We start from the raw sequence: 20,658 nt of genomic DNA on the forward strand, positions 1-20,658 counted from the left end.
AAACAAAAGCATAATTAGCGCCGGAGTATAGCTATTACGCCTTGAACTTGGCTTTATCCAACTGATGTTTTTTTAGTTTGTCGTACAAGGTTTTGCGTGATACCTGTAATTCTAGTTGAACCTCTTTGAGTCTGCCGCGATGTCTTTGCAATGCATCGAATAACAAGCAATATTCAAAGTATTCTGTGCGCTGAGTCATACTCTGAATTTCAAGACTTTTCTCACTGTTCCAATCTTCCATTCTAAAAGTATCTGGCTTGAGGGCACGAAGTTCAGCAAATTGGCGTAGCTGCTTAACGTTTTCTGGCCATTCGAGACTGGTGAGGTGTTTGACCTCTTCTAGGCTGATATGTGGCGGCTGTAACTGATATCGACTCGCTGTGTGGCGCACAAAGTGCTTGTATAAAGGCCCTATATCTTCCTTTCTTTCATCGAGCGTCGGTAAGTGAATTAGAGTCGCCAGGGATTTTAGAGGTGGCTCGGCTTGGGTGGTCGCGCCAAAAACACGCTCAAGTTTTGGGTGCTTGAATAAGTATTCCCATTGCTCAAATGATACATGCTCTGCGCTATGTAAGTACAAACTGCAGTGGCGTTTTCCTTCACTTAAGCGGTGTATGGCTTTGTCGAGCGCTTCTAATGAAAGCTCATAGAGGTCTTCACCAGAAGCGGCGATTAGCTCACTATCCGGTGTTGCATGTATGTCGTGGGCAAATTGTGCGGCGAGCCGGCGACCTGTACCATCTTGACCTACAAAAATGAGCGGCTGGCTTGTAGGCGCACTGATCAAGGCGCGACGAATACTAACCATGGCCTTACTGTGACCAATCATTTTCGGACCAACATGAGTTTGCATGTCGAGCTCTTTCTTAAGCCAGATGTTTTCTTGCAACAAGTTCAGTTTATCGCTGGCATTGTTGAGCGATTTCATGAGCTGTTCCGTTGAAAACGGTTTTTCTAGAAAGTCGTACGCGCCGCTTTTCATCGCATCTACCGCGGTTTTCACATCTCCATGTCCAGTAAGTACGATGAATTGAAAGTGATCGTTTTTGCTTCGCAAAGTTCGCATAAACTCCAAGCCATCCATCACGGGCATATGGATATCGGTAATGATAATCGCAGGTGTATTTGAGTCGATTACGCGTAAGGCTTCTACTGCGTTTGGTAAGCAGGTGACGTCTATCCCTTCAATCAGCAGGGCTTGAGACACGGCATCACGAATGTGTGGTTCGTCATCAACAAAGAAAACTGGGTTATTCATGGTCGTTTTCCACTTCTGGGGTACGTTTATTCTGATTGACTATTGGTAGCGTCACGATAAAGGTCATGCCTCCTGCTTGTTGTTCTGTGTTCTGATGTTTATAGGCACAGAGGGAGCCGTGATAGCTCTCTATAATCCGCTTGGAGATTGTTAAACCTAATCCAAGACCCTCCGGCTTAGTCGTAAAAAATGGGTCGAACACTTTTGCTAGGGCTTCGTCTGACATCCCTGGCCCGTTATCGGAAACAAGAATGTCGCAACTGTCATCATGACACTGAACAGCAATGGATATTTGCGGATCGATACAGTGGTTTTCCATCGCTTGTGCCGCGTTGTGGAAGAGATTGATCAGCACTTGTTCTAATTCAACGCTGTGAATGGCCAGCTTCACATCATAGTCGATGGCCGGAACTTTTAGTGTTACTCCTTGCTTAATAAGCTTGTTGCTCAAAATGCTGGTGGCAGTATGTACCGCGTCGTGCAGTACTGAGATTTCATTGTGTGAATCGTGCGTGGCTTTCCGAGTAAAGACTTTTAAGCGGGCAATGACTTCCGAAATGGTGTCATTAAGTGTCAGCATTTTGCCCAAATTGTCGGCGACCATTGGGTATTTTTCCATTGCCAACAAACGCTGCGAGTTTTCGGTATAGGTTCTTAGTGCGGAAAGTGGCTGATTTATCTCATGATTAATACTGGCTGATAGCTCGCCCAACAATGCCAATTTCGCGGCTTGCGTCAGTTCTTGTTGTGTTTGTTTAAGCTCTTGTTGGCTTTGCTCATATTGGCGGATGGTCTGTTGTAGTTTTTGGTTGGCTTCACTCAGAACTAGTGTCCGTTGCACTACTTTTTCTTCTAGGCTCACATTGAGATGGGCAAGGCGTGCTTTGTTAACTAGGGTTTGGAACCACGCTAACGCAATTAGAGCAATGAGCGCATATAAGATCAGGAAGACGATATCGGCCTGTAAAACGGCGGCAAGAACGCTGTTGTGGTTAATTAAGGCAACGACGCGAAACCCTTTATCCAATAAGTGTGTTGCGTATGCGAGGTAATTCGGTGATAGAAGCAATTGATTGTCATCAAACTCCGTGACACCACTGTGTGCCGTTAACTCACCAAAATATTCGGGTAAGGTATCGCCATATTGACGCGTTTCGGTAAGTTCATTTATTGCACTCGATGACAGTGGGAAAAGTGCACGATAGCGCCAGTCTGGTAAATTGCTCATAAACACGACATTGTGTTTATCTGTAATGAGTACGTCAGTCGTGGTTTGCGAAAGGCGCTGTTCTAATTGCTCCAAGTTCACTTTTACTGTGATCACGCCAACGACTTCCTCATTTACCCACAGCGGAGATGAGAAGAAGTACCCACGTTTATTCGAGCGCACGCCTAATCCAACATATTGAGCGGGCTCACCGCGTCGCGCATTTTTAAAATAGGGGCGATAGCTAAAGCTAGAGCCAACAAACGTATCTTCTTGCTGAAAGTTACTTGAGGCTATGACTAACCCGGTGCGGTCATGAACGTAAATCGTATCGGCCAAACTTTGCTTCAACCAATCTGATAACAGTAGGTTGAGCTCTTGAGAGGGCGTTCCGCGCTCTACTGCTTTGAGTAGTCTTGGGTCGTGACTTAATAGGTTTGGTATCTGTTCAAACTTTGCCAGTTCGTAGTCCACTTCTTGTGACACTTGCGCGGCTTGTCTCTCTAGCTTTTGTTGCCATTGATCATGTTGGTATTGAGTTGCGTAATGATGAGTAAGCGCAAGCCCTGAAATGCCGACGGCACACAGTAGCAGTAAAAAATGACGTAGGGCTTTGGGGTTGAGTAAGTTCACGATCGGCTCACTGGTTTTTTGTGTCATGGTATCAAATGACGCACTGTGATGCTGTGAGCGGCAACGATAACAAGCACAATGATGTCCTTGTATTTCCTCAGTATCGGGAGCACAATCGACAAAAACGAGTGAAGGAGTAAAGATGGAACTTGCTGATATTCGTCGTGAGTACACCAAAGGTGGGCTGCGTCGTAAAGATTTGAAAGCTGATCCTATTGATCAATTTAATCTGTGGCTAGAGCAAGCAGTTGAAGCGGGTTTAACGGACCCGACTGCGATGACAGTCGCAACGGTTGATGAAAATGGCATGCCGTTTCAACGCATTGTTCTATTGAAAAACGTCGACAAAGATGGTTTTGTGTTTTACACCAACCTAGGCAGTCGCAAGGCCCAGCAGCTAGAGCATAACAGCAATATTAGTTTGCACTTCCCTTGGCATCCGTTAGAGCGCCAAGTTCATATTACTGGTGTGGCTGAAAAGCTTACCGCCGTAGAGAATATGAAATACTTTACTTCTCGTCCTAAAGAGAGCCAGTTGGCCGCAATCGCGAGCAAACAAAGTAGCCGTATTTCTGCCAGAGGTGTGTTGGAAGGTAAGTTTTTAGAGCTAAAACAGAAGTTTGCTAAGGGTGAAATACCAGTACCAACCTTTTGGGGTGGCTTTCGCGTAAAACCAAAGAGCATCGAATTTTGGCAAGGTGGCGAACATCGCCTTCACGATCGTTTTCTTTTCTCCCAACATGATGGAAGTTGGGACATTGATCGTCTAGCGCCATAGGCTTATGGTCCCTCATGAATAAACAAACACCGCCGAATTGGGGCGGTGTTTTTGTAGGTAGAAGCGATGCGAATTATCGCTCTCCATTCAACACAACCGATAATTGATGCTTAAGCAGCGTTTTGGGTACAACAGAGCCGTAGCCTGCTTCCATTGCTTTATCTATTAGCTCGTTCTTGCTGTTCGCTGCAAACTTATTACGTAAGCGTGCGACGTGACCTTCAACGGTTTTTGTTGATATGCCCATGACCTGAGAGATAAATTGAGGCTTTTTGCCATAGAGCAAGAGGAAAAGCGTTTCTTGCTCGCGGCATGTGAGCTTCTCTGGTTTTGGTTGTAAGTCAGAGAAACGAAAGATGGATTGTTGATTTGGGTTGGTACTGATTGCACGACAAACCCAATACCCGACTTCAATCACGGCGGTGTCGGTGAGTTCCCTTCCGTAGAAAATGGTGCCTACGATGTCGCCTTTGTCATCTCGCCACGGTGTTTTAGTAAATATATGTGCTCGCCAGCGGCCATCTGGATAAGGGTGGATATCCAGAATTTTTAGTGACTCGCCAGTTTCGAGAACGTGTTTATCTTGGCGTTGAAATTCTTGCGCGCATTCAGTGGTTGGGCTGGCCATATCAAAATCAGTTTTACCCAAGCACTCCTCGGGCGACGTGTGCCCTAACAGTTCTGCGTATTCCTGGTTTACGTATAGGAATACCGAATCTTTATCTTTGCATCCCCAACAACCTGGTAGCTGTTTAAGGAGGGATTGTTCTATGGTATCGACTGAAATATTCACAAAAGGACTCACTACATACTGCTTTTACCAATACAGAGACGTCCGTGTTACATGGCTCGTATTGATGTTGCCAAGTAGGCAGTTACGTTGCTAGAACACGTTCGTTGATTGGCGCTCAATCCAATTAAATTCGTGGTGTTCGATGTTTTCGTCAGGTAGTCATAGACAACGACGAAATGGAACGAAGAGTTTAATTGGGAAAATGGTCTGTTTCATTACAGATATGTGCGCTCACGGATGTCCGCCTAATGTTCGGCTTACAACTCGTATCGTCCTTGATCATGCTTCCTACAACTCAGTTGTAATGTGGTTGACGTTCATATCACTTGTGAGCGAAAGAGCAGCACCTAAGCATATGAGAGGGACAGTGAGACAAAAGCTATGATATCAGCTTATGCTATTGTTTTCATTGTTGAGAAGCGAAAAAAAAGCCAGCCTGAAGACGGGCTGGCAACACAAGATATAATCTTGTCGACGTGTAGAAGAGGTTCTAAATTACCTAGCGAGGGTCTGCTAAGTAAGTTAGAGGTATCAATGAGATACCGAGAGCTTTAGATCGTATGCATCTTAAAGCTCGATAACTAATGTATTGAATCAGAGGCATATTAGTAAGGGGGGAAATCCCTCTATGTTGAGTTTAAAGCGTGGGTTTCGATCCGTTTCAGGGACGACTTATCTAATATGGAGCACGGTGTTTTACAAAATAACGGATTGTTCGGTAATAAGGATCTTTACATTGATTGATTATGTATACGTAAGGTGTTGCCTATCTATCCGTTTTTGTTAATAAAATTGGTTGCTCACTGACCGTAAATTAACCTCGCATGATCATCGTTCCGGAACTATGATCATGTAAATGAACTTGATCATGCTGATTTGATCTTGTCGATTGAGTTGGGTAAAAGTTGCAACCCAACAAAGAAGGTATATGATGCGAAGACGTAGGCTGACCGTGTAAAGACGACTGTTTAAAATGAGTGACTCAGATAACCAAAAAATCCTTTCATATCAAGAGATTATTCTGCCGAAGCCGGCGGAGCTGATCACACTTCCGTCTTATATGGATTGCCACGATCATTCTTATACGCAGATCGTGATTGGTTTAAAAGGGCAAGCCGAATTTGAAGTGCGCGGGCGAGGTAATCTTGTCGGCCCTGGTCAAGGTTGTGTGGTCACCGCATGCTCTGATCATGCTTTCGGTGGCGTCATCAATCAATCGGATATTTTGGTGCTGAATATGCCCAAACCGACAAATGATGATCCTGAAATGCTTCAAAAAATCAATAACCTGGAGAGAGACCATGTCTACTTCCAGTTAGATAGTCAAATTCAGAAGCTGATACAGATGTTGGTTCAGGAAATGCGAAAGCATCCGGATGACCTGCTGTTAAGTCGTGCGTGTAACGACACTGTGATTGCGTTAATGCAGCGCCATATCTCGGCATTTGAGACCAGTCGAAAAGAGTCGCGCTTTGATTTGGAGGCGATTGATCGTTACATTGAGCAGCACCTGAGTCATAAGATTAGTGTGGCTCAATTGGCCGGGCGAGTGTTTCTTGGGGAAAGTCAGTTCCATTGCTTGTTTAAAGAGCAGATGGGGATTACACCTCATCAATATGTTCTCGGAAAGCGTATCGACATGGCTCGTGAATTAATCGAGCAAGGGCACCTTTCTTTAGGGCAAATTGCCGAGTTTACTGGCTTCTCAAGCCAGAGTACTTTTACTCATACTTTTACTCGCTTACAGGGAATATCACCTTCCCGTTATAAAAAACAAGTTGGATAACAACGCGTTTTTTAGGTCAAATAATCATCAATCAGAATAAAGCCATGCACTATGCATGGTTTTTTTATGTTTTATTCACGTGACCTATCTCTCGTTTTTTTAAATTCTCTGTTCTTTGCAGTGGTTGATATGCCACTTGATCCTACATTTTCTCTTAGAACGAGCTCTTCACAAAAATCTTATTGATATTCTTGATATTTTGTTGTGAATGCAATGAAAAAATTAAAATTTACAACACAAAATATTACCTATTTGAATGTGACTATGTGGATGTTTTGTTATAAAAGCGAGTTTTTGGCAAAAATGTCGTAGTTTTTGACAAGTATTCTTATCGGCCTCAAAATACACTGCCAGCCATTGATAATCCTCGAAGCGGTTTTCGAGGAGTGAGATTGAGGAACACACATGTTTACAGCTACGAACGTGTTGACACCGGAATTTATCGGGCAGCCGCTTGATAAGTTGTGGTCACTGATCTCGCCATTATATATGGTGGACGAGTCTCAATGGCTAGAGCAACTATTGCCACTAGCGACGCCGACAGAGGATGAAAAATCGGCGATCACTACCCAAACGACCCACCTTATCGAAGCCATTCGTGCCGATAAGAAGTCAATCCAGATGATTGATGCTTTATTGCTGGAATACAGCTTAGATACTCAAGAAGGTATCTTGCTGATGTGTCTTGCAGAAGCATTAATGCGCATCCCAGATGCCGCGACAGCAGATTCTTTGATTAAAGATAAGTTGAGTGTCGCAGACTGGAAATCTCACCTGAAGAACTCTGACTCTGTGTTTGTTAACGCATCAACATGGGGCCTCATGCTAACAGGTAAAGTGGTTGGTCTTGGTGAGCAAGGCACCCAGAGCCCAGGTCAGGCTGTAAACCGTCTGGTAAATAAATTCTCTGAGCCTGTGATTCGTAAAGCCATGTATCAGGCAATGAAGATCATGGGTCACCAGTTTGTTCGTGGTCGTACGATCGAAGAAGCGCAGAAGAACGGTCGTCCAATGCGCGACAAAGGTTTCACCTACTCGTTTGATATGTTGGGTGAGGCGGCGTTAACTACAGCGGACGCGAACAAGTACTTCAAAGATTACCTAATGGCGATCGAAGCGGTGGGTCGCGAGACTTACGGTAACGACACCAGCCCTGCGCCTTCGATTTCCATCAAGCTTTCTGCATTACACCCGCGCTACGAAGTTGCAAATGAAGAACGTGTAATGACAGAGTTGTATGACTCACTAATGCAGCTATTGAAACGTGCAATTGAAGTCGACGTTGCAATCACAATCGATGCAGAAGAAGCGGATCGCCTTGAGCTTTCCCTGAAGCTATTTGAGAAAGTATACCGTAGCGATCTTGTGAAGGGTTGGGGCAAGTTTGGTTTGGTTATTCAAGCCTACTCAAAACGTGCGCTACCAGTCTTGGTGTGGCTAAATGCACTCGCAAAAGAACAAGGTGACGTTATTCCTCTGCGTTTGGTTAAAGGCGCGTACTGGGACAGCGAAATCAAGTGGTCTCAACAAGCGGGTTATGCAAATTACCCAGTATACACTCGCAAAGAAGCGACGGACGTTGCATACCTAGCTTGTGCTCGTTTCCTACTTAGCGAAGGTGTTCGCGGTAATATCTACCCACAATTTGCAAGCCACAATGCTCACACGGTGACGGCAATTGCTGTCATGGCGGAGCACAAAGAATACGAGTTCCAGCGCCTGCATGGTATGGGTGATTCACTGTATAACCATGTTATGAAAATGTACGGTCAGCCAGTACGTATTTATGCTCCTGTCGGTAGCCATGCTGATCTTCTTCCGTACTTGGTTCGTCGTTTGCTTGAAAATGGTGCGAACAGCTCGTTTGTACACCGTCTAGTTGATGCGCGTTGTCCGATTTATGAGTTGACCCATCACCCTGTGGATGTGTTGACGGGTTTTGACACGATACACAACGACAAAATTCCATTGCCTGCCGATATTTTCCCTGAGCGTAAGAACTCATATGGCGTCAACATTGATATCGACAGTGAGGCGAAGCCATTTGAAGCGCAGGTAGAAAGCTTCATGGACAATCAGTGGGTTGCAGGCCCGATGATCAATGGTGAGCGTTTTGCCGAAAGCATGATCAAGGAAAATGCGGCTGAGATCATCACCGCACCGTACGATCGCCGAATTGAAGTCGGCAAAGTGGCATTTGCAACACTTGATCATGTTTCCGCTGCAATTGATGCGGCGCAAACTGCTTTCTCTGATTGGAAAACCGTTCCTGTTGAGCAAAAAGCGGCTTGTTTAGAAAAGCTTGCTGACTTAATGGAAGAAAATCTGGCTGAGCTGGTGGCGATTTGTCACAAAGAAGCGGGCAAGACGATTCACGATAGTATTGATGAAGTTCGTGAAGCAGTGGATTTCTGTCGTTATTACGCGAAACAAGCGCAAAACCTACAGCCATTTGAGCTAGAAGGCTTTGACGGTGTGAAACGCATTTCTAGCCGTGAAGGTCTTGGTGTGTTTGTGTGTATCAGCCCTTGGAACTTCCCGTTGGCTATCTTCCTTGGTCAGGTAACGGCAGCACTGATTGCAGGTAACACTGTGGTTGCAAAACCTGCTGAGCAAACAAGCTTAATTGCCGCTCGTGCTATTGAATTAATGCTTGATGCGGGTTTCCCTGCTGGTGTGATTCAGTTACTTACTGGTCGCGGCGCTGAGATCGGTCATGCACTGACTTCTCATGATGCTATTGCTGGTGTGGCATTCACTGGCTCAACGGCAACGGCGCAACGCATTAACGTCACGCTCGCGGAGCGCAGCGCGAAACCAGTTCCGTTTATTGCGGAAACAGGTGGCCAAAACGCAATGATTGTGGACAGTACTGCATTGCCAGAGCAGGTGGTGCGTGATGTGATTCGTTCGGCGTTTGCATCTGCTGGTCAGCGTTGTTCTGCCCTTCGTGTTCTATTTGTACAAGAAGATGTAGCAGACCGTATGATCAACCTGATTCAGGGTGCGATGAATGAACTGCATGTTGGTTTACCTTACCTACACAAAACAGATGTTGGTCCGGTTATCGACAGCAATGCAAAACAAAAACTCCTCGCTCACCTTGAGCAAATGAGCAAAACACAGACTAAAGTCGCTCAGCTACAGCTGGATGAATCGTGCCAGCATGGTGACTTTGTCTCACCAAGTGCGTTTGAAATCTCGGGCATCGATGTGCTGAAAGAAGAACAATTTGGTCCAATCTTGCACATTATTCGCTTTAAAGCGTCTGAATTACCGAACGTGGTTGCGCAGATCAACAAAACGGGTTTTGGCTTGACGATGGGTATCCATAGCCGTAACGAAACCACGTACCGTTGGATTGAGAAACATGCACGAGTAGGTAACTGCTACATCAACCGAGACCAAGTTGGCGCTGTGGTTGGTGTACAGCCGTTTGGTGGTCAAGGCTTGTCAGGTACTGGCCCGAAAGCTGGTGGTCCACACTACCTATTCCGATTTACTCAACATCTTCTTGCTCAAGCAGAAAACGCATAAGGAGTCGCATTATGGTTCATCAGATCACCTATTTTAAAGATGCATTCTCTGCGTGGGAGCAGTGGAATCTGACTGATTTTGATTACAAATGCGAGCATGTTCTGGCATTTAAATCTGCACTAGAAGGGCAGCAGTCTACCGTTGCCAAAGTGGTTTCTTACCACTTGCAACAAGCATCAGCTCTTCTTGCAGAAACTCACCAGTTAGTTGGCCCTACAGGGGAAACTAACGAACTGTATGCCGCAGGACGCGGTGTGGCTTTGGTGATTTGTGAAAACAACATCGAGCCTGCTGATAATGCGTTATACAGTGCTTTTGCGATGATCACCTGTGCCTTAATTGCCGGCAACAGTGTGGTCGTTTGCAGTGACAATGCAGAGCTAAACCAATTGGTTAAGCAAGCTGTAGCGTTGGCAAACTTCCCATCTAACTTAGTCCAGGTTGTTGCGTACGATGCGTCTGCCCCGTTGCTTGAGAGCGATGTACGTAGTGTGGGTTATGTTGGGCGTTCACAGGTTGAGCATGCGCTCAATCTTCAACTAGCTAAGCGTGACGGTGCAATCGTCGGCTTAGTTTCTGAAACGGATTTAGAGTCACCGAAATTGGCTCATGATCCTCATCTCTCGTTGCGCTTCATTACTGAGCGCACTCGAACGATAAATATTACCGCGGTGGGTGGTAACGCAACTCTACTCGAGTTGGGGAACGAAACTCACTAACCTGACTTGTAATGCCAATCTGGAGTAACTGGACTGAGAGCCGGTCCAGATTGGTTTTTTATACTCTGATGTATTGCTGAGACGGTAAAATATCAGGGCAGGCAAGGAAGGAAATAATTATAACGAGGACTATCTAATGATAGAAAATAGCTTTGCTATCACGTCCACTTTTGTGGCGTATTTACTGATTATGGTTGCTATTGGCGTTTACGCGTATAAGAGGACTTCCAATTCATCTGACTACTTCCTAGGTGGCCGTAGCCTAGGTCCGTGGCCTGCTGCATTATCTGCAGGTGCTTCAGACATGAGTGGTTGGCTGCTGCTAGGCTTGCCTGGCTATGCGTACGCTGCGGGTATCGAGGCCTTCTGGTTAGCCGGCGGTCTACTTCTTGGTACATGGGCAAACTGGCTCATCAGTGCAAAACGCCTCCGTACCTACAGTATCCAAACTGACGCGCTAACGTTGCCAGAGTTCCTGTCACGTCGCTTCAACGATAAGTCGAAACTGATTCAGACAATCTCTGCGTTTTTCATTCTTCTATTTTTCCTTTTCTACACCAGCTCAGGTTTGGTCGCAGGGGGCAAACTGTTTGAGACGGTATTCGGTCTAGATTATACCTACGCTGTTATCATCGGTACGGTGTGTGTCGTTTCTTACACACTATTCGGTGGTTTCCTAGCGGTATCTTGGACTGACTTAGTGCAAGGTCTGCTAATGGCGGCTGCGCTAATGATTGTTCCTATAGCGGTAATGGACGGTGGTTTAGGTCAGCTAAGTTCTGATCTACATGACATCAACCCAGAACTTGCAACGCTATGGAATGACGCGAAAGGCGAACCATTGTCTGCGATTGCCATTATCTCTCTAGCGGCGTGGGGCCTTGGTTACTTTGGTCAGCCACACATCCTAGCGCGTTTTAAAGCGTCTCGTTCAAACAAAGATCTAACGACTGCACGTCGTATCGCAGTGATTTGGACGGCACTATCTATGGTTGGTGCAATGCTTGTTGGTCTTGTTGGTCTGGTTTGGGTTACGGGTCATCCGGGTACTCAACTAGAAGACGGTGAGAAGATCTTCATGCTATTGGTTAACGCAGTATTCCACCCTGTCGTTGCGGGTATGTTGTTAGCAGCAATCCTAGCGGCGGTAATGAGTACCGCTGACTCACAGCTCCTTGTTTCATCTTCAGCGCTTGCAGAAGATTTCTACAAGCAAGTATTCAAGCCAGAAGCGTCTTCTGAAGAAATCGTAATGATTGGTCGTATCGGTGTTATCGTTATTTCGCTTGTTGCGCTATTCCTAGCGATGACGCCTGATAGCTCAGTACTTGGTCTTGTATCTTACGCTTGGGCTGGTTTTGGTGCGGCATTTGGTCCTGCGGTTGTACTTAGCCTTTACTGGAGCGGTATGAACCGTAACGGTGCGTTAGCAGGTATTCTTGTTGGTGGTATCACTATCGTGGTTTGGAAGCAGCTAACTGGCGGTTGGTTTGATGTGTACGAAATCGTACCGGGCATCATCTTCTCTACGCTTGCTATCATTGTGGTAAGTAAAGCAACGGGCGGTGCTGCGCAAGACGTGTTAGACCAACACCAGTCGTTCGAGAAAAAACTGGTTGAACTAGACTAGTAACTTCCCGTATATGAACACAAAGCCCGCTATTTTAGCGGGCTTTGTTTTATCTGAAACTTAATTAACGTTAATGGTGGTAGCTTGAGATCAAAGCTTAGCATTGCTCGGTTAGATTGGAGTGTTAGTCGCGACGAATTTTGGCGTAAATAACGGTGTTACTCAACTCTCCCGATGTAGTCAGACGTTCGTTTCTGAGCTCTCCTTCGAACTCATAACCACAGCGCTCGGCTACAGCCCGGCTCTTTTGGTTGGTGCTATCAGCATGAATTGCGATTCTCTTGGCGCCCAAGTCATCAAACGCATAGCGCTCAACTTCGAGCACAGCCTCGGCAACATAACCATTGCCAACGGCAGCATTATCTAACCAATAACCTATCTCAAAGGATGGTACGTCGGGATCTCGAATCATCAAGCCGACCGCACCCAGTAAGCGATCGCTTTCCTTTTCAATGATGTAGTAACGCAGCTCTTCTTCGAAGTTTTCAAAGTTTGCGATGGCTTTCTCTGTCCCTTCTATCATCGCTTCTAATGTCAGCACATGAGGCACCCACGGCAGATAGACTTCGAGAGTCTTTTGGCTGCGAACGACAGCTTGATGCGCCTCTTCGGCTCGTTCTAAACAAGCAGGGATGAGTTTGAGACGTTTCGTTTCCATGCCGACTCTCCTATGGGTGAAAAATGAACGGAAAATCATTTAAACAGATGTACTTAGAATGATCTAGTCAACGCCGTCATATTATTCACTTGGTTTGCCAGAGAGAAACTGAGAGAATCGAACCGTTATCAAACCAACTAGGTTCATTATGAAACTTTTAGTAAGAAACTTGGCTCGTCACATGACCGAGCAAGATATCCGCAAATTATTCTCAGCGTACGGCAAAGTAGAACTGTGTTCGCTAGTGCTTGATCAAGACACGGGTTTGTCGAAAGGCTTCGGTTTTGTCATCATGCCGGACGAAGCAGAAGCCATTTCTGCTCTTGAAGCACTGAATTTGACGAACGTAGAAAAAAGCAAAATTCGCGTGAAAGTCGCACAAGACTAATACAGAGAAAAGCCAGCGTTATTGCTGGCTTTTTTGTCTTTCTATTTAGAGACCAAATTGGCAACATTCTAGAATGTCTTCTCTTTTCGTTTTAGCGAGATTGATCATCAATTCTCTCTTCAAGTTGTTTCATTAAATCCTTTAACTGTAGAGAATCGAAATTGTCTGAATTCGGCACTTGGTAAGCGTCGTTGACTGTGTAGAGCATCAAACTTTTGCTAGAGAGGAACTCTTTCTGTATTTGGACTTTGACAATGTCATCAAGAGGTAGACGGAAGTAAACCGTTGAGCCCTGGCGGTACTTCAAGGTGTTGGTGCTTGCATCGATATCTAGCGTTTTAGGATTGAACGCGCGGCGCGTGAAGTACGTTGAGAGCAGTTTCAATCCTATTATTGTGAGTGCTACGAGTCCAAACTCGACGATCTTGTCTGCTAGGTAGGAAAAATAGAACAGCGACAACAATACAGTTCCTAGCAAGAAAGGGTTGTTCTTGGGCAGATTTTGTGAAGTTTCATGGATGATCATCCGACATATCCCTCGACTTTATTCAAAAGCGACGAACGTGAGTTGGTAGACACAAACCTTTCGTTCTTTGCCTTGCATGCGCAATGTTTTGTCACCGATGTAAGGGATATTTAGTTTTTGGATCACTGATTTAGAACGCTGATTGTCCACCAAATGCATCACGGTTATTCCGTTTAACTCAAAGTGTATTCGAGCAAATTCGAGTAAGGCTTTGGAGGCCTCGAATGCATAGCCTTTCCCCCAATGTGGCACGCCAACCCAGTAGCCTAATGTACCGTAGCCCTCGTCGATACGCGGTAAACTCACTGCACCAAGTAACTCCCCAGTGTTTCGCAAGGTAATAGCGTACGCCACGCCTTGATGCTGCTGATACATCGGATCGTGCCTATCTATCCATGCTTGCGCCATCGGTCGCTCATAAGGATGAGGGATGTTTGCTGTCATGTCGGCAATTCGCTTATCTCCAGCGAGTAAAGCCACTTGTTGGCAGTCATCGATATTGAATGGCCGGAGGACGAGTCTTTCGGTAGTGAGAATCGGTTGTATCGTCATGCATTTCTTCCTTGATGAGACGGCTATAGCTGCTAGCAACTGGTTTGCGGGGTAAATCAAGATAACAAGGCGTCTCGAAAGCTCGATCTAGCCAGCTGTAAAGTTGTCATGCGCCTTACTAAATAATAAGCCCGAACAATTGCTTATGTGTAATGTGTCGTATTATTACACACATAAGCACGTTTGCTCATATTGATGGTACAAAAGTTGAGGTCTGACCAATGTCTCAGTTTTTGATACTTTCATTCAATTTTTTGAAGATAGGGCACAAAAAATTAAAGGAGCTTTTTAATTGTGGAATTATTTTGAACAAAATATGTCAATTGTCAGTAGGACGAAAAAGTAGGGAGAAGAGAAATGCCGGATATATATTGCGCAGCTTGTAGAAAATCAACGCAACATAAAGTGATTATGAAGCGTTGCGAGCCTCAGTCTGTTGACTCGTTAACAGGCAAAATGGTGAGTTTTACACAGCTGATGGCGAAATTTGTATCAGGTGAACATTATTACGAGATGGAGCCTCAATACTACTGCCGTTGTTGTAATCATCGTGCAATTGGAGAGGTTGTTCCACATCCTACACGGCATACATCGGCCGCACTCTAACTCTGAGTGATAGCCATGATTAATGGCTAAATAGGGCGGCGTTGCCCGAACGACAGATCTATACAGGCGTGTCATGCGCTTTCAAATTTGCGACTCCGCGTGAGCCGCTAGGTTGCTTTTTCTCTTCATATCACGGTTACTAAGTGAGCGGCAATAATCATAGCTCTTTCCCTCCTTCGTTGTTTTCTGGTTATTCTCTGCTGAATTTCACATGCTGTGCATTTGATAGTTTGCAATTGTTTGAGCAACGATTAATGTGATGCTTTCTAAGTGGTTACAAGGAAGTGGGTTAATGAGTTATCAATTGGACCGGATTGATTTACATATTTTGAGAGTGCTTCATTCGAGAGGCAGAATTCCAGTTGTAGAACTAGCAAAGCTGATTAACTTAACGACTTCTCCATGTTCTGACCGTGTAAAGCGACTAGAAAAAGAAGGGTATATCAATGGTTACCATGCAGAGTTGAATGCGGAAAAGTTGGGGCTGGATGTGCAAGTATTCATCCATATTCGTTTAGACCAAACCAGTTTTTCTATTTTTGAAAAGTTTGCGAAAGCGGTGGAATTGATGCCTGAAATTGAAGAGTGCTACTCGCTCTCTGGAGATTTCGATACCATGATAAAAGTTCGTGTTAAGAGCATGAAAGCGTATCAGGAGTTTATGTCGAGTAAGTTAGGCACGCTTCCGGGCGTGATTCAAACTCGCAGTGAAGTGGTCATTGAAGAACATAAAACGGGATTTGGCGTGAACCCTGAGCTCCTTGGTTAGGCGAGGCTGATGTCTATGACCGCAGCGCTAATGTGTTGAGCATATTATTTAGCGTGACTTGGCGTATTATTTTTTCAAGATAAAAAAAGGAGCCGAAGCTCCTTTTTAATAAATCGGTGAGCGATTATGCCCCGATAAAGGTGCTGATAACGCCAATTAAACCACCAAAAACACCGCCCCAAACGACTAGCCAGCCAAGGTGTTGTTTGATCATCTTTTGCACCATTTCTTTAACTAATGCCGGTGTTAATTCGCTTAAACGTTGATCGATGATACCTTCAATGTTCTGCTTTATCTCATCCATCATTGCAGGAGATTCGAATTGCTCTTTCAGCGCTTCTTTGATGTTATCGCTCTTGCTCAACTCAATGATGGATTCTTGCATCTTTTCGACGAAAGGTTGGCGCATGGGTTGTAGCGCTTCCGAGCCGCCAAACATCGCTAGCATGCCACCAAACTGAGAGCCTTCAATTACTTCCACTAGGGAATCAAATGCTGGATTTAAATCTACTTTCTCAATTACTGGTTGAAGATCGATGTTCACACCGCCCGCCATTTCTTTATTCAAGAATCGGTCAATGTTCGCTTCAGTAAAAAACTGTTCCATCATTAAGTTTTTGATAGCCAGTTTAAACTCTTCAAATCGCGCGGGGATCACGCCAGAACCGTATAATCCAGGCACTTTCTCAAACAGCATATGGATGGCAAGCCAGTTGGTGATGGCGCCTGAGAACGCAAACAGCCCTGCATACCAAAGATAGTCGTTTTGTAATTGATGACCTCCAGCCATCAAAGCGATAGCGAGGACATTCGTTAGCAAACTTTTGTTCATAGTGACCAGTTATATATGAATATCGGAAAGAATAAGTGGGCCTGATTCTATACCTAAGTCACATTAAGATGCTAGGTTTTGCCGTGATGAGTAATCTTGTAGAGAAGGGACAAAAAATGAATGCTCAGAAAAACAAAACCCGACAATCATTGTCGGGCCACTGCTTTTTCTTAGAAAAACTAAGATTCTATTTTTAATTTTAGATGCGGTAGATCTTACAACAAAGTTGGCATTTCCATCTTTCTGAGTAGCCAAATAGCTTGTCAGCCCAACTTGGTTTGAGTTGTACGATCTGCATTGAACCACATTTACACATAAGCTAATTACCTTATTGTTAATATAATAACTAAGCCATCTATTGAGTATAGCTGTTTCTCAAAAAGTGAAATGACAAATGAAGACGGCTCAATACTCTGTATTGTGTTCATTGCAATGGATACGCAACGAGGCGGTATATTAGCAGAAAAAGTGTGAGCTTTATCATGGAGAGTGTTTCATATATGAGAAACCACAATGGCTATATGAGCATCTAGCCATGGATTTAAATAAAAAACGGCGCTTAAAGCGCCGTTTTTATTGAGCTTACCACTCGTTAAGAAGCGTGTTGATTGTCTAGTTCTTCAGCGATAAATCCGCCAGTTTGATGCGCCCAAAGCTGGGCGTAAATGCCGTTATTCGCAATGAGTTCTTGATGAGAACCTTGTTCAACGATGCTGCCTTTATCTAGCACGATGAGGCGATCCATTTGTGCGATGGTCGATAATCGGTGAGCGATAGCAATAACCGTTTTCCCTTGCATTAATTCATTCAAGCTTTCCTGAATCGCTGCTTCGACTTCTGAATCTAGAGCCGATGTTGCTTCATCCAGTACCAGCAATGGTGCATCTTTGAGTAGCACACGAGATATTGCGATACGCTGACGTTGGCCGCCAGACAGTTTCACACCACGTTCACCAACTTGCGCATCGTATCCGACATTACCAAATGGGTCGGTCAGAGTTTCGATAAACTCATGGGCATGCGCTTGCTTAGTGGCTTTCAGCAAATCTTCTTCTGTCGCATCTGGATTGCCATACAAAATATTGTCTCGAATTGAACGGTGTAGCAGAGAAGTATCTTGGGTCACCATACCGATCTTTGAACGCAAAGAGTCTTGTGTGACTTCTGAGATGTTCTGTCCATCGATCTTAATGCTGCCGTCTTCGACATCGTGGAAACGAAGTAACAAGTTCACCAAAGTCGATTTTCCGGCGCCGGAGCGCCCAACCAAGCCTACTTTCTCTCCTGGTTTGATGTTGAGATCGAGATGGCTAATCACGCCTTTGTTCTCACCGTAATGGAAGCTGACGTTATCAAAGTGAATGCCTCCTTCAGTGACAACCAAGTCTTTTGCGCCTGGTTTATCTTTAATATCAATAGGCTTAGAGAGCGTTTTCATTCCATCGACAACGGTTCCCATATTTTCAAAGAGGGCGCCAACTTCCCACATTATCCACATCGACATACCGTTTACGCGCAATGCAAGACTAACAGCAATCGCAATCGCGCCAACGCTAATGGCACTATCCAACCACAGGTAAATCGATAAAGCAGCAACGGAAAATACCAAAATATAGTTTGAGATCTCTACAGCGACGTCGAAGCCGGTCACTAGGCGCATTTGACGATAGACCGTATTCAAAAATCCTTTCATGCCTTGCTCGGCATATTGGGTTTCGCGCTGGCTATGAGAAAACAGTTTGACGGTTTGAATATTGGTATAACTGTCGACGATACGCCCTGTCATTGTCGAACGTGCATCGGCCTGCGCTGAAGCGACGTCTTTGAGCTTAGGGACAAAATAGATTTGGATAGCGATGTAAGCGAGTAGCCAGACGATCATTGGGATCATCAAACGCCAGTCTGCCGTCGCTAACATAATGATCATGCTGGTGAAGTAAACCGTAACGTAAACAAACACATCCATAGCTTTCATTACGGTTTCGCGCACAGCTAATGAGGTTTGCATGACTTTCGTTGCGACTCGGCCTGCAAAATCATCTTGATAGAAGTTCAAGCTTTGATTGAGCAAATACCGGTGTGCAAGCCAGCGGATAGACATTGGGTAGTTGCCCAATAACGTTTGATGAACGAGCAACGAGTACAAGATCACCAATATAGGCATGACAACCAGCAATAAGGCTCCGTAGAAAATCAAATCCGATTTATTGTCTTGTAAGAACGTTTCTGGATTGCTGGTAGACAACCAATCAACCAATTGTCCCATGGCGCCAAACAACATTACCTCAACAACAGCCACAATTGTGGCCATCAAAGACATGATGATCAAAGGCTTTTCATAACCACGAGTGTAATAACGCAGAAAAGCGAACATCCCTGAAGGAGGCTGATCCGGTGTAGATTTGGGGAATGGCTCTGTAAAGCCTTCAAATCGTTTAAACATAACTCATCCTAAAGTTAAAACAGTGCCATTTGGGGTGGCTAAATCCATCGATTCACGCTGCTTTGGGCGAAACCGCGTGTATGAGAGTTTCTTGCCTGCTCCTCGATAAAGCAGACCGATTGACGAGAGGGGCGAAAAAATAGTCTAACCGATTGTGTCTTAAATGTAACTAGTTGGTTATGAGTGTGATTGTCTATGGTTCTGATTCTTATGATGAATTCTTATCATGTTCATCACGGTGCAATAAAAGCTTAAACCTGCAAAGTGACAATAAAATTTAGGGAAAAATGAACTTAATGCAGCAAAAATTACTTTTGGGCAATTAAATTAATTGTCAAAACAGCAAAACTGAAGTTAACAATAAATTTACAATCTCCTCATTCTAGTGATAAGGAATGTATTGGATGCTATTACACGAATCAGTGACCCAATTTGCTAATGGGAAAGAAGAAAGCACGCAAAGTGCTCAGCGCCAAACCGCGAACTGCGTAGTGATGGTGCCACCGAAAGAGTTTCGTTTTAATGAAGAAACCGCACAAGATAATGAGTTCCAACATAAAGTGTCACTCAGCCAAGAAGAAGTCTCACGTCGAGTAATGGCCGAGTTCGCGAGTATGGTTGCAACGCTGCGTCAAGAGGGCGTTCAAGTTGTTGAATTTGATTATCCAACTTCAGATGTTGCAACGCCAGACGCGGTATTTCCAAACAATTGGTTTAGCACTACGCCAGATGGCACGTTGTACACCTTTCCAATGGCCTGTGAAAACCGTCAAAAAGAAGTACGTCCCGATGCACTTGTGGCAGCACTAGCGCAAGCAGGGCGAGAAGTTCATCGACGCAGCAGTCTAACTGAATATCTTGACGAGCAAGCGTATTTAGAAAGCACGGGTGTGATGGTGTTTGACCACCTAAATAAAACGGTCTACGCCGCACTCTCACAACGTTGTGATCGTCTGGTTTTAGAAGATTACGCCGATCGTATTGGCTATGAACGAGTGATTTCTTTCCAAACTCGTTTGCCGTCTGGTGCGCCGATTTATCACACCAATGTGATGATGGCGGTTGGCGAACAGTTTTGCGTGATTTGTGACGAAGTGATCCCAGAATTTGAGCGTCGTTTTGTAATGAAGTCACTCGCCAAAGACAAGCAAGTCATCTCAATTTCGCTTGATCAGATGAACCAGTTCTGCGGTAACATTCTGCAACTAGAAACGATCAACGGCGACAAGGTGATTGCGATGTCGCAATCGGCGTACGATGCATTTTCACCAGCACAAAGAAACCAATTGGCAACGCACGGTAAATTGCTGCCATTCGACGTTTCTACCATAGAATCTATTGGTGGTGGTTCGGTTCGTTGCATGTTGGGTGAAGTGTTCTTACCGAATCGTAAAGCTGTGCTTTAATAAACTGCACATTTCTTTTCAGCCGCAGTGAAAGGCTGATGAAGCGTTCTCTTCAAGGGTTTTTAGCCGTTAGCTCTGTGGCAGTACAGACTAACGGCTTTTTTGCGCTTTTTAGTTTTCTGACGATTTGCGTAGGC

Annotated in this window: 17 protein-coding genes; 9 read left to right on the forward strand and 8 right to left on the reverse strand. The window is 44.9% G+C overall.

The window, feature by feature from the left end; translation table 11 throughout:
- Positions 1-34 precede the first annotated feature (34 nt).
- The gene (locus R7E47_RS00645; protein WP_005383565.1) at positions 35-1,258 is read right to left on the reverse strand and encodes a sigma-54-dependent transcriptional regulator; all 1,224 of its coding nucleotides are present in this window, start codon (positions 1,256-1,258) and stop codon (positions 35-37) included.
- Positions 1,251-3,125 (reverse strand): ATP-binding protein, encoded by a 1,875-nt coding sequence (locus R7E47_RS00650; RefSeq protein ID WP_017634535.1) that lies wholly within the window; start codon positions 3,123-3,125, stop codon positions 1,251-1,253. The genes R7E47_RS00645 and R7E47_RS00650 overlap by 8 nt, the downstream gene beginning before the upstream one ends.
- 115 nt (positions 3,126-3,240) lie before the next feature.
- Between R7E47_RS00650 and pdxH the strand changes: the two genes are divergently transcribed.
- Positions 3,241-3,876, forward strand: a complete 636-nt coding sequence (pdxH, locus tag R7E47_RS00655) for a pyridoxamine 5'-phosphate oxidase (RefSeq protein WP_005374570.1) — start codon at positions 3,241-3,243, stop codon at positions 3,874-3,876.
- A gap of 73 nt (positions 3,877-3,949) precedes the next feature.
- Here the strand turns inward: pdxH and R7E47_RS00660 are convergent, their stop codons facing one another.
- Positions 3,950-4,669: a PAS domain-containing protein gene (locus tag R7E47_RS00660; protein WP_017820063.1), complete on the reverse strand. Its 720-nt coding sequence runs from the start codon at positions 4,667-4,669 to the stop codon at positions 3,950-3,952.
- A 973-nt stretch (positions 4,670-5,642) separates the two neighbouring features.
- On the opposite strand from R7E47_RS00660, the gene R7E47_RS00665 reads away from it, so the two are divergent.
- The 4 genes from R7E47_RS00665 (at position 5,643) to putP (ending at position 12,341) form a co-directional block, all read left to right on the forward strand.
- Positions 5,643-6,455, forward strand: a complete 813-nt coding sequence (locus R7E47_RS00665) for an AraC family transcriptional regulator (RefSeq protein WP_053308001.1) — start codon at positions 5,643-5,645, stop codon at positions 6,453-6,455.
- 405 nt (positions 6,456-6,860) lie between these two features.
- Positions 6,861-9,992: a bifunctional proline dehydrogenase/L-glutamate gamma-semialdehyde dehydrogenase PutA gene (gene putA, locus R7E47_RS00670; protein ID WP_138939518.1), complete on the forward strand. Its 3,132-nt coding sequence runs from the start codon at positions 6,861-6,863 to the stop codon at positions 9,990-9,992.
- An 11-nt stretch (positions 9,993-10,003) separates the two neighbouring features.
- A complete protein-coding gene (locus R7E47_RS00675; RefSeq protein ID WP_005383557.1) occupies positions 10,004-10,711 on the forward strand; it encodes a 1-pyrroline-5-carboxylate dehydrogenase in 708 nt (235 codons plus the stop codon).
- A gap of 136 nt (positions 10,712-10,847) precedes the next feature.
- Positions 10,848-12,341, forward strand: coding sequence for a sodium/proline symporter PutP (gene putP, locus R7E47_RS00680; protein WP_005374582.1), 1,494 nt, complete (start codon positions 10,848-10,850; stop codon positions 12,339-12,341).
- 124 nt (positions 12,342-12,465) lie between these two features.
- Here putP and R7E47_RS00685 read toward each other — a convergent pair whose 3' ends face one another.
- A complete protein-coding gene (locus tag R7E47_RS00685; protein WP_017820066.1) occupies positions 12,466-12,999 on the reverse strand; it encodes a GNAT family N-acetyltransferase in 534 nt (177 codons plus the stop codon).
- A gap of 148 nt (positions 13,000-13,147) precedes the next feature.
- Between R7E47_RS00685 and R7E47_RS00690 the strand changes: the two genes are divergently transcribed.
- Positions 13,148-13,387, forward strand: coding sequence for an RNA recognition motif domain-containing protein (locus R7E47_RS00690; RefSeq protein ID WP_005374587.1), 240 nt, complete (start codon positions 13,148-13,150; stop codon positions 13,385-13,387).
- A gap of 91 nt (positions 13,388-13,478) precedes the next feature.
- Here R7E47_RS00690 and R7E47_RS00695 read toward each other — a convergent pair whose 3' ends face one another.
- Both R7E47_RS00695 and R7E47_RS00700 read right to left on the reverse strand, forming a co-directional pair.
- Positions 13,479-13,913 (reverse strand): hypothetical protein, encoded by a 435-nt coding sequence (locus R7E47_RS00695; RefSeq protein ID WP_053303956.1) that lies wholly within the window; start codon positions 13,911-13,913, stop codon positions 13,479-13,481.
- Positions 13,914-13,931: 18 nt separating this feature from the next.
- Positions 13,932-14,465, reverse strand: a complete 534-nt coding sequence (locus R7E47_RS00700) for a GNAT family N-acetyltransferase (protein WP_258484025.1) — start codon at positions 14,463-14,465, stop codon at positions 13,932-13,934.
- 357 nt (positions 14,466-14,822) lie between these two features.
- Here R7E47_RS00700 and R7E47_RS00705 point away from each other — a divergent pair, with 357 nt between their 5' ends.
- The gene (locus tag R7E47_RS00705; RefSeq protein ID WP_005374593.1) at positions 14,823-15,071 is read left to right on the forward strand and encodes a hypothetical protein; all 249 of its coding nucleotides are present in this window, start codon (positions 14,823-14,825) and stop codon (positions 15,069-15,071) included.
- A gap of 292 nt (positions 15,072-15,363) precedes the next feature.
- Positions 15,364-15,840, forward strand: coding sequence for an Lrp/AsnC family transcriptional regulator (locus R7E47_RS00710; protein ID WP_005374595.1), 477 nt, complete (start codon positions 15,364-15,366; stop codon positions 15,838-15,840).
- Positions 15,841-15,964: 124 nt separating this feature from the next.
- Here the strand turns inward: R7E47_RS00710 and R7E47_RS00715 are convergent, their stop codons facing one another.
- Together R7E47_RS00715 and R7E47_RS00720 are read right to left on the reverse strand one after the other, a co-directional pair.
- On the reverse strand, positions 15,965-16,672 hold the full coding sequence (locus R7E47_RS00715; RefSeq protein ID WP_005383549.1) for a DUF445 domain-containing protein: 708 nt from the start codon (positions 16,670-16,672) through the stop codon (positions 15,965-15,967).
- 592 nt (positions 16,673-17,264) lie between these two features.
- On the reverse strand, positions 17,265-19,115 hold the full coding sequence (locus R7E47_RS00720) for an ABC transporter ATP-binding protein (protein ID WP_005374597.1): 1,851 nt from the start codon (positions 19,113-19,115) through the stop codon (positions 17,265-17,267).
- 404 nt (positions 19,116-19,519) lie between these two features.
- On the opposite strand from R7E47_RS00720, the gene R7E47_RS00725 reads away from it, so the two are divergent.
- Positions 19,520-20,521, forward strand: a complete 1,002-nt coding sequence (locus tag R7E47_RS00725) for an arginine deiminase-related protein (protein ID WP_005374598.1) — start codon at positions 19,520-19,522, stop codon at positions 20,519-20,521.
- Positions 20,522-20,658: the final 137 nt, after the last annotated feature.

The sequence above is a fragment of the Vibrio sp. Vb1026 genome (assembly GCF_033338745.1).
Taxonomy (GTDB): domain Bacteria; phylum Pseudomonadota; class Gammaproteobacteria; order Enterobacterales; family Vibrionaceae; genus Vibrio; species Vibrio alginolyticus.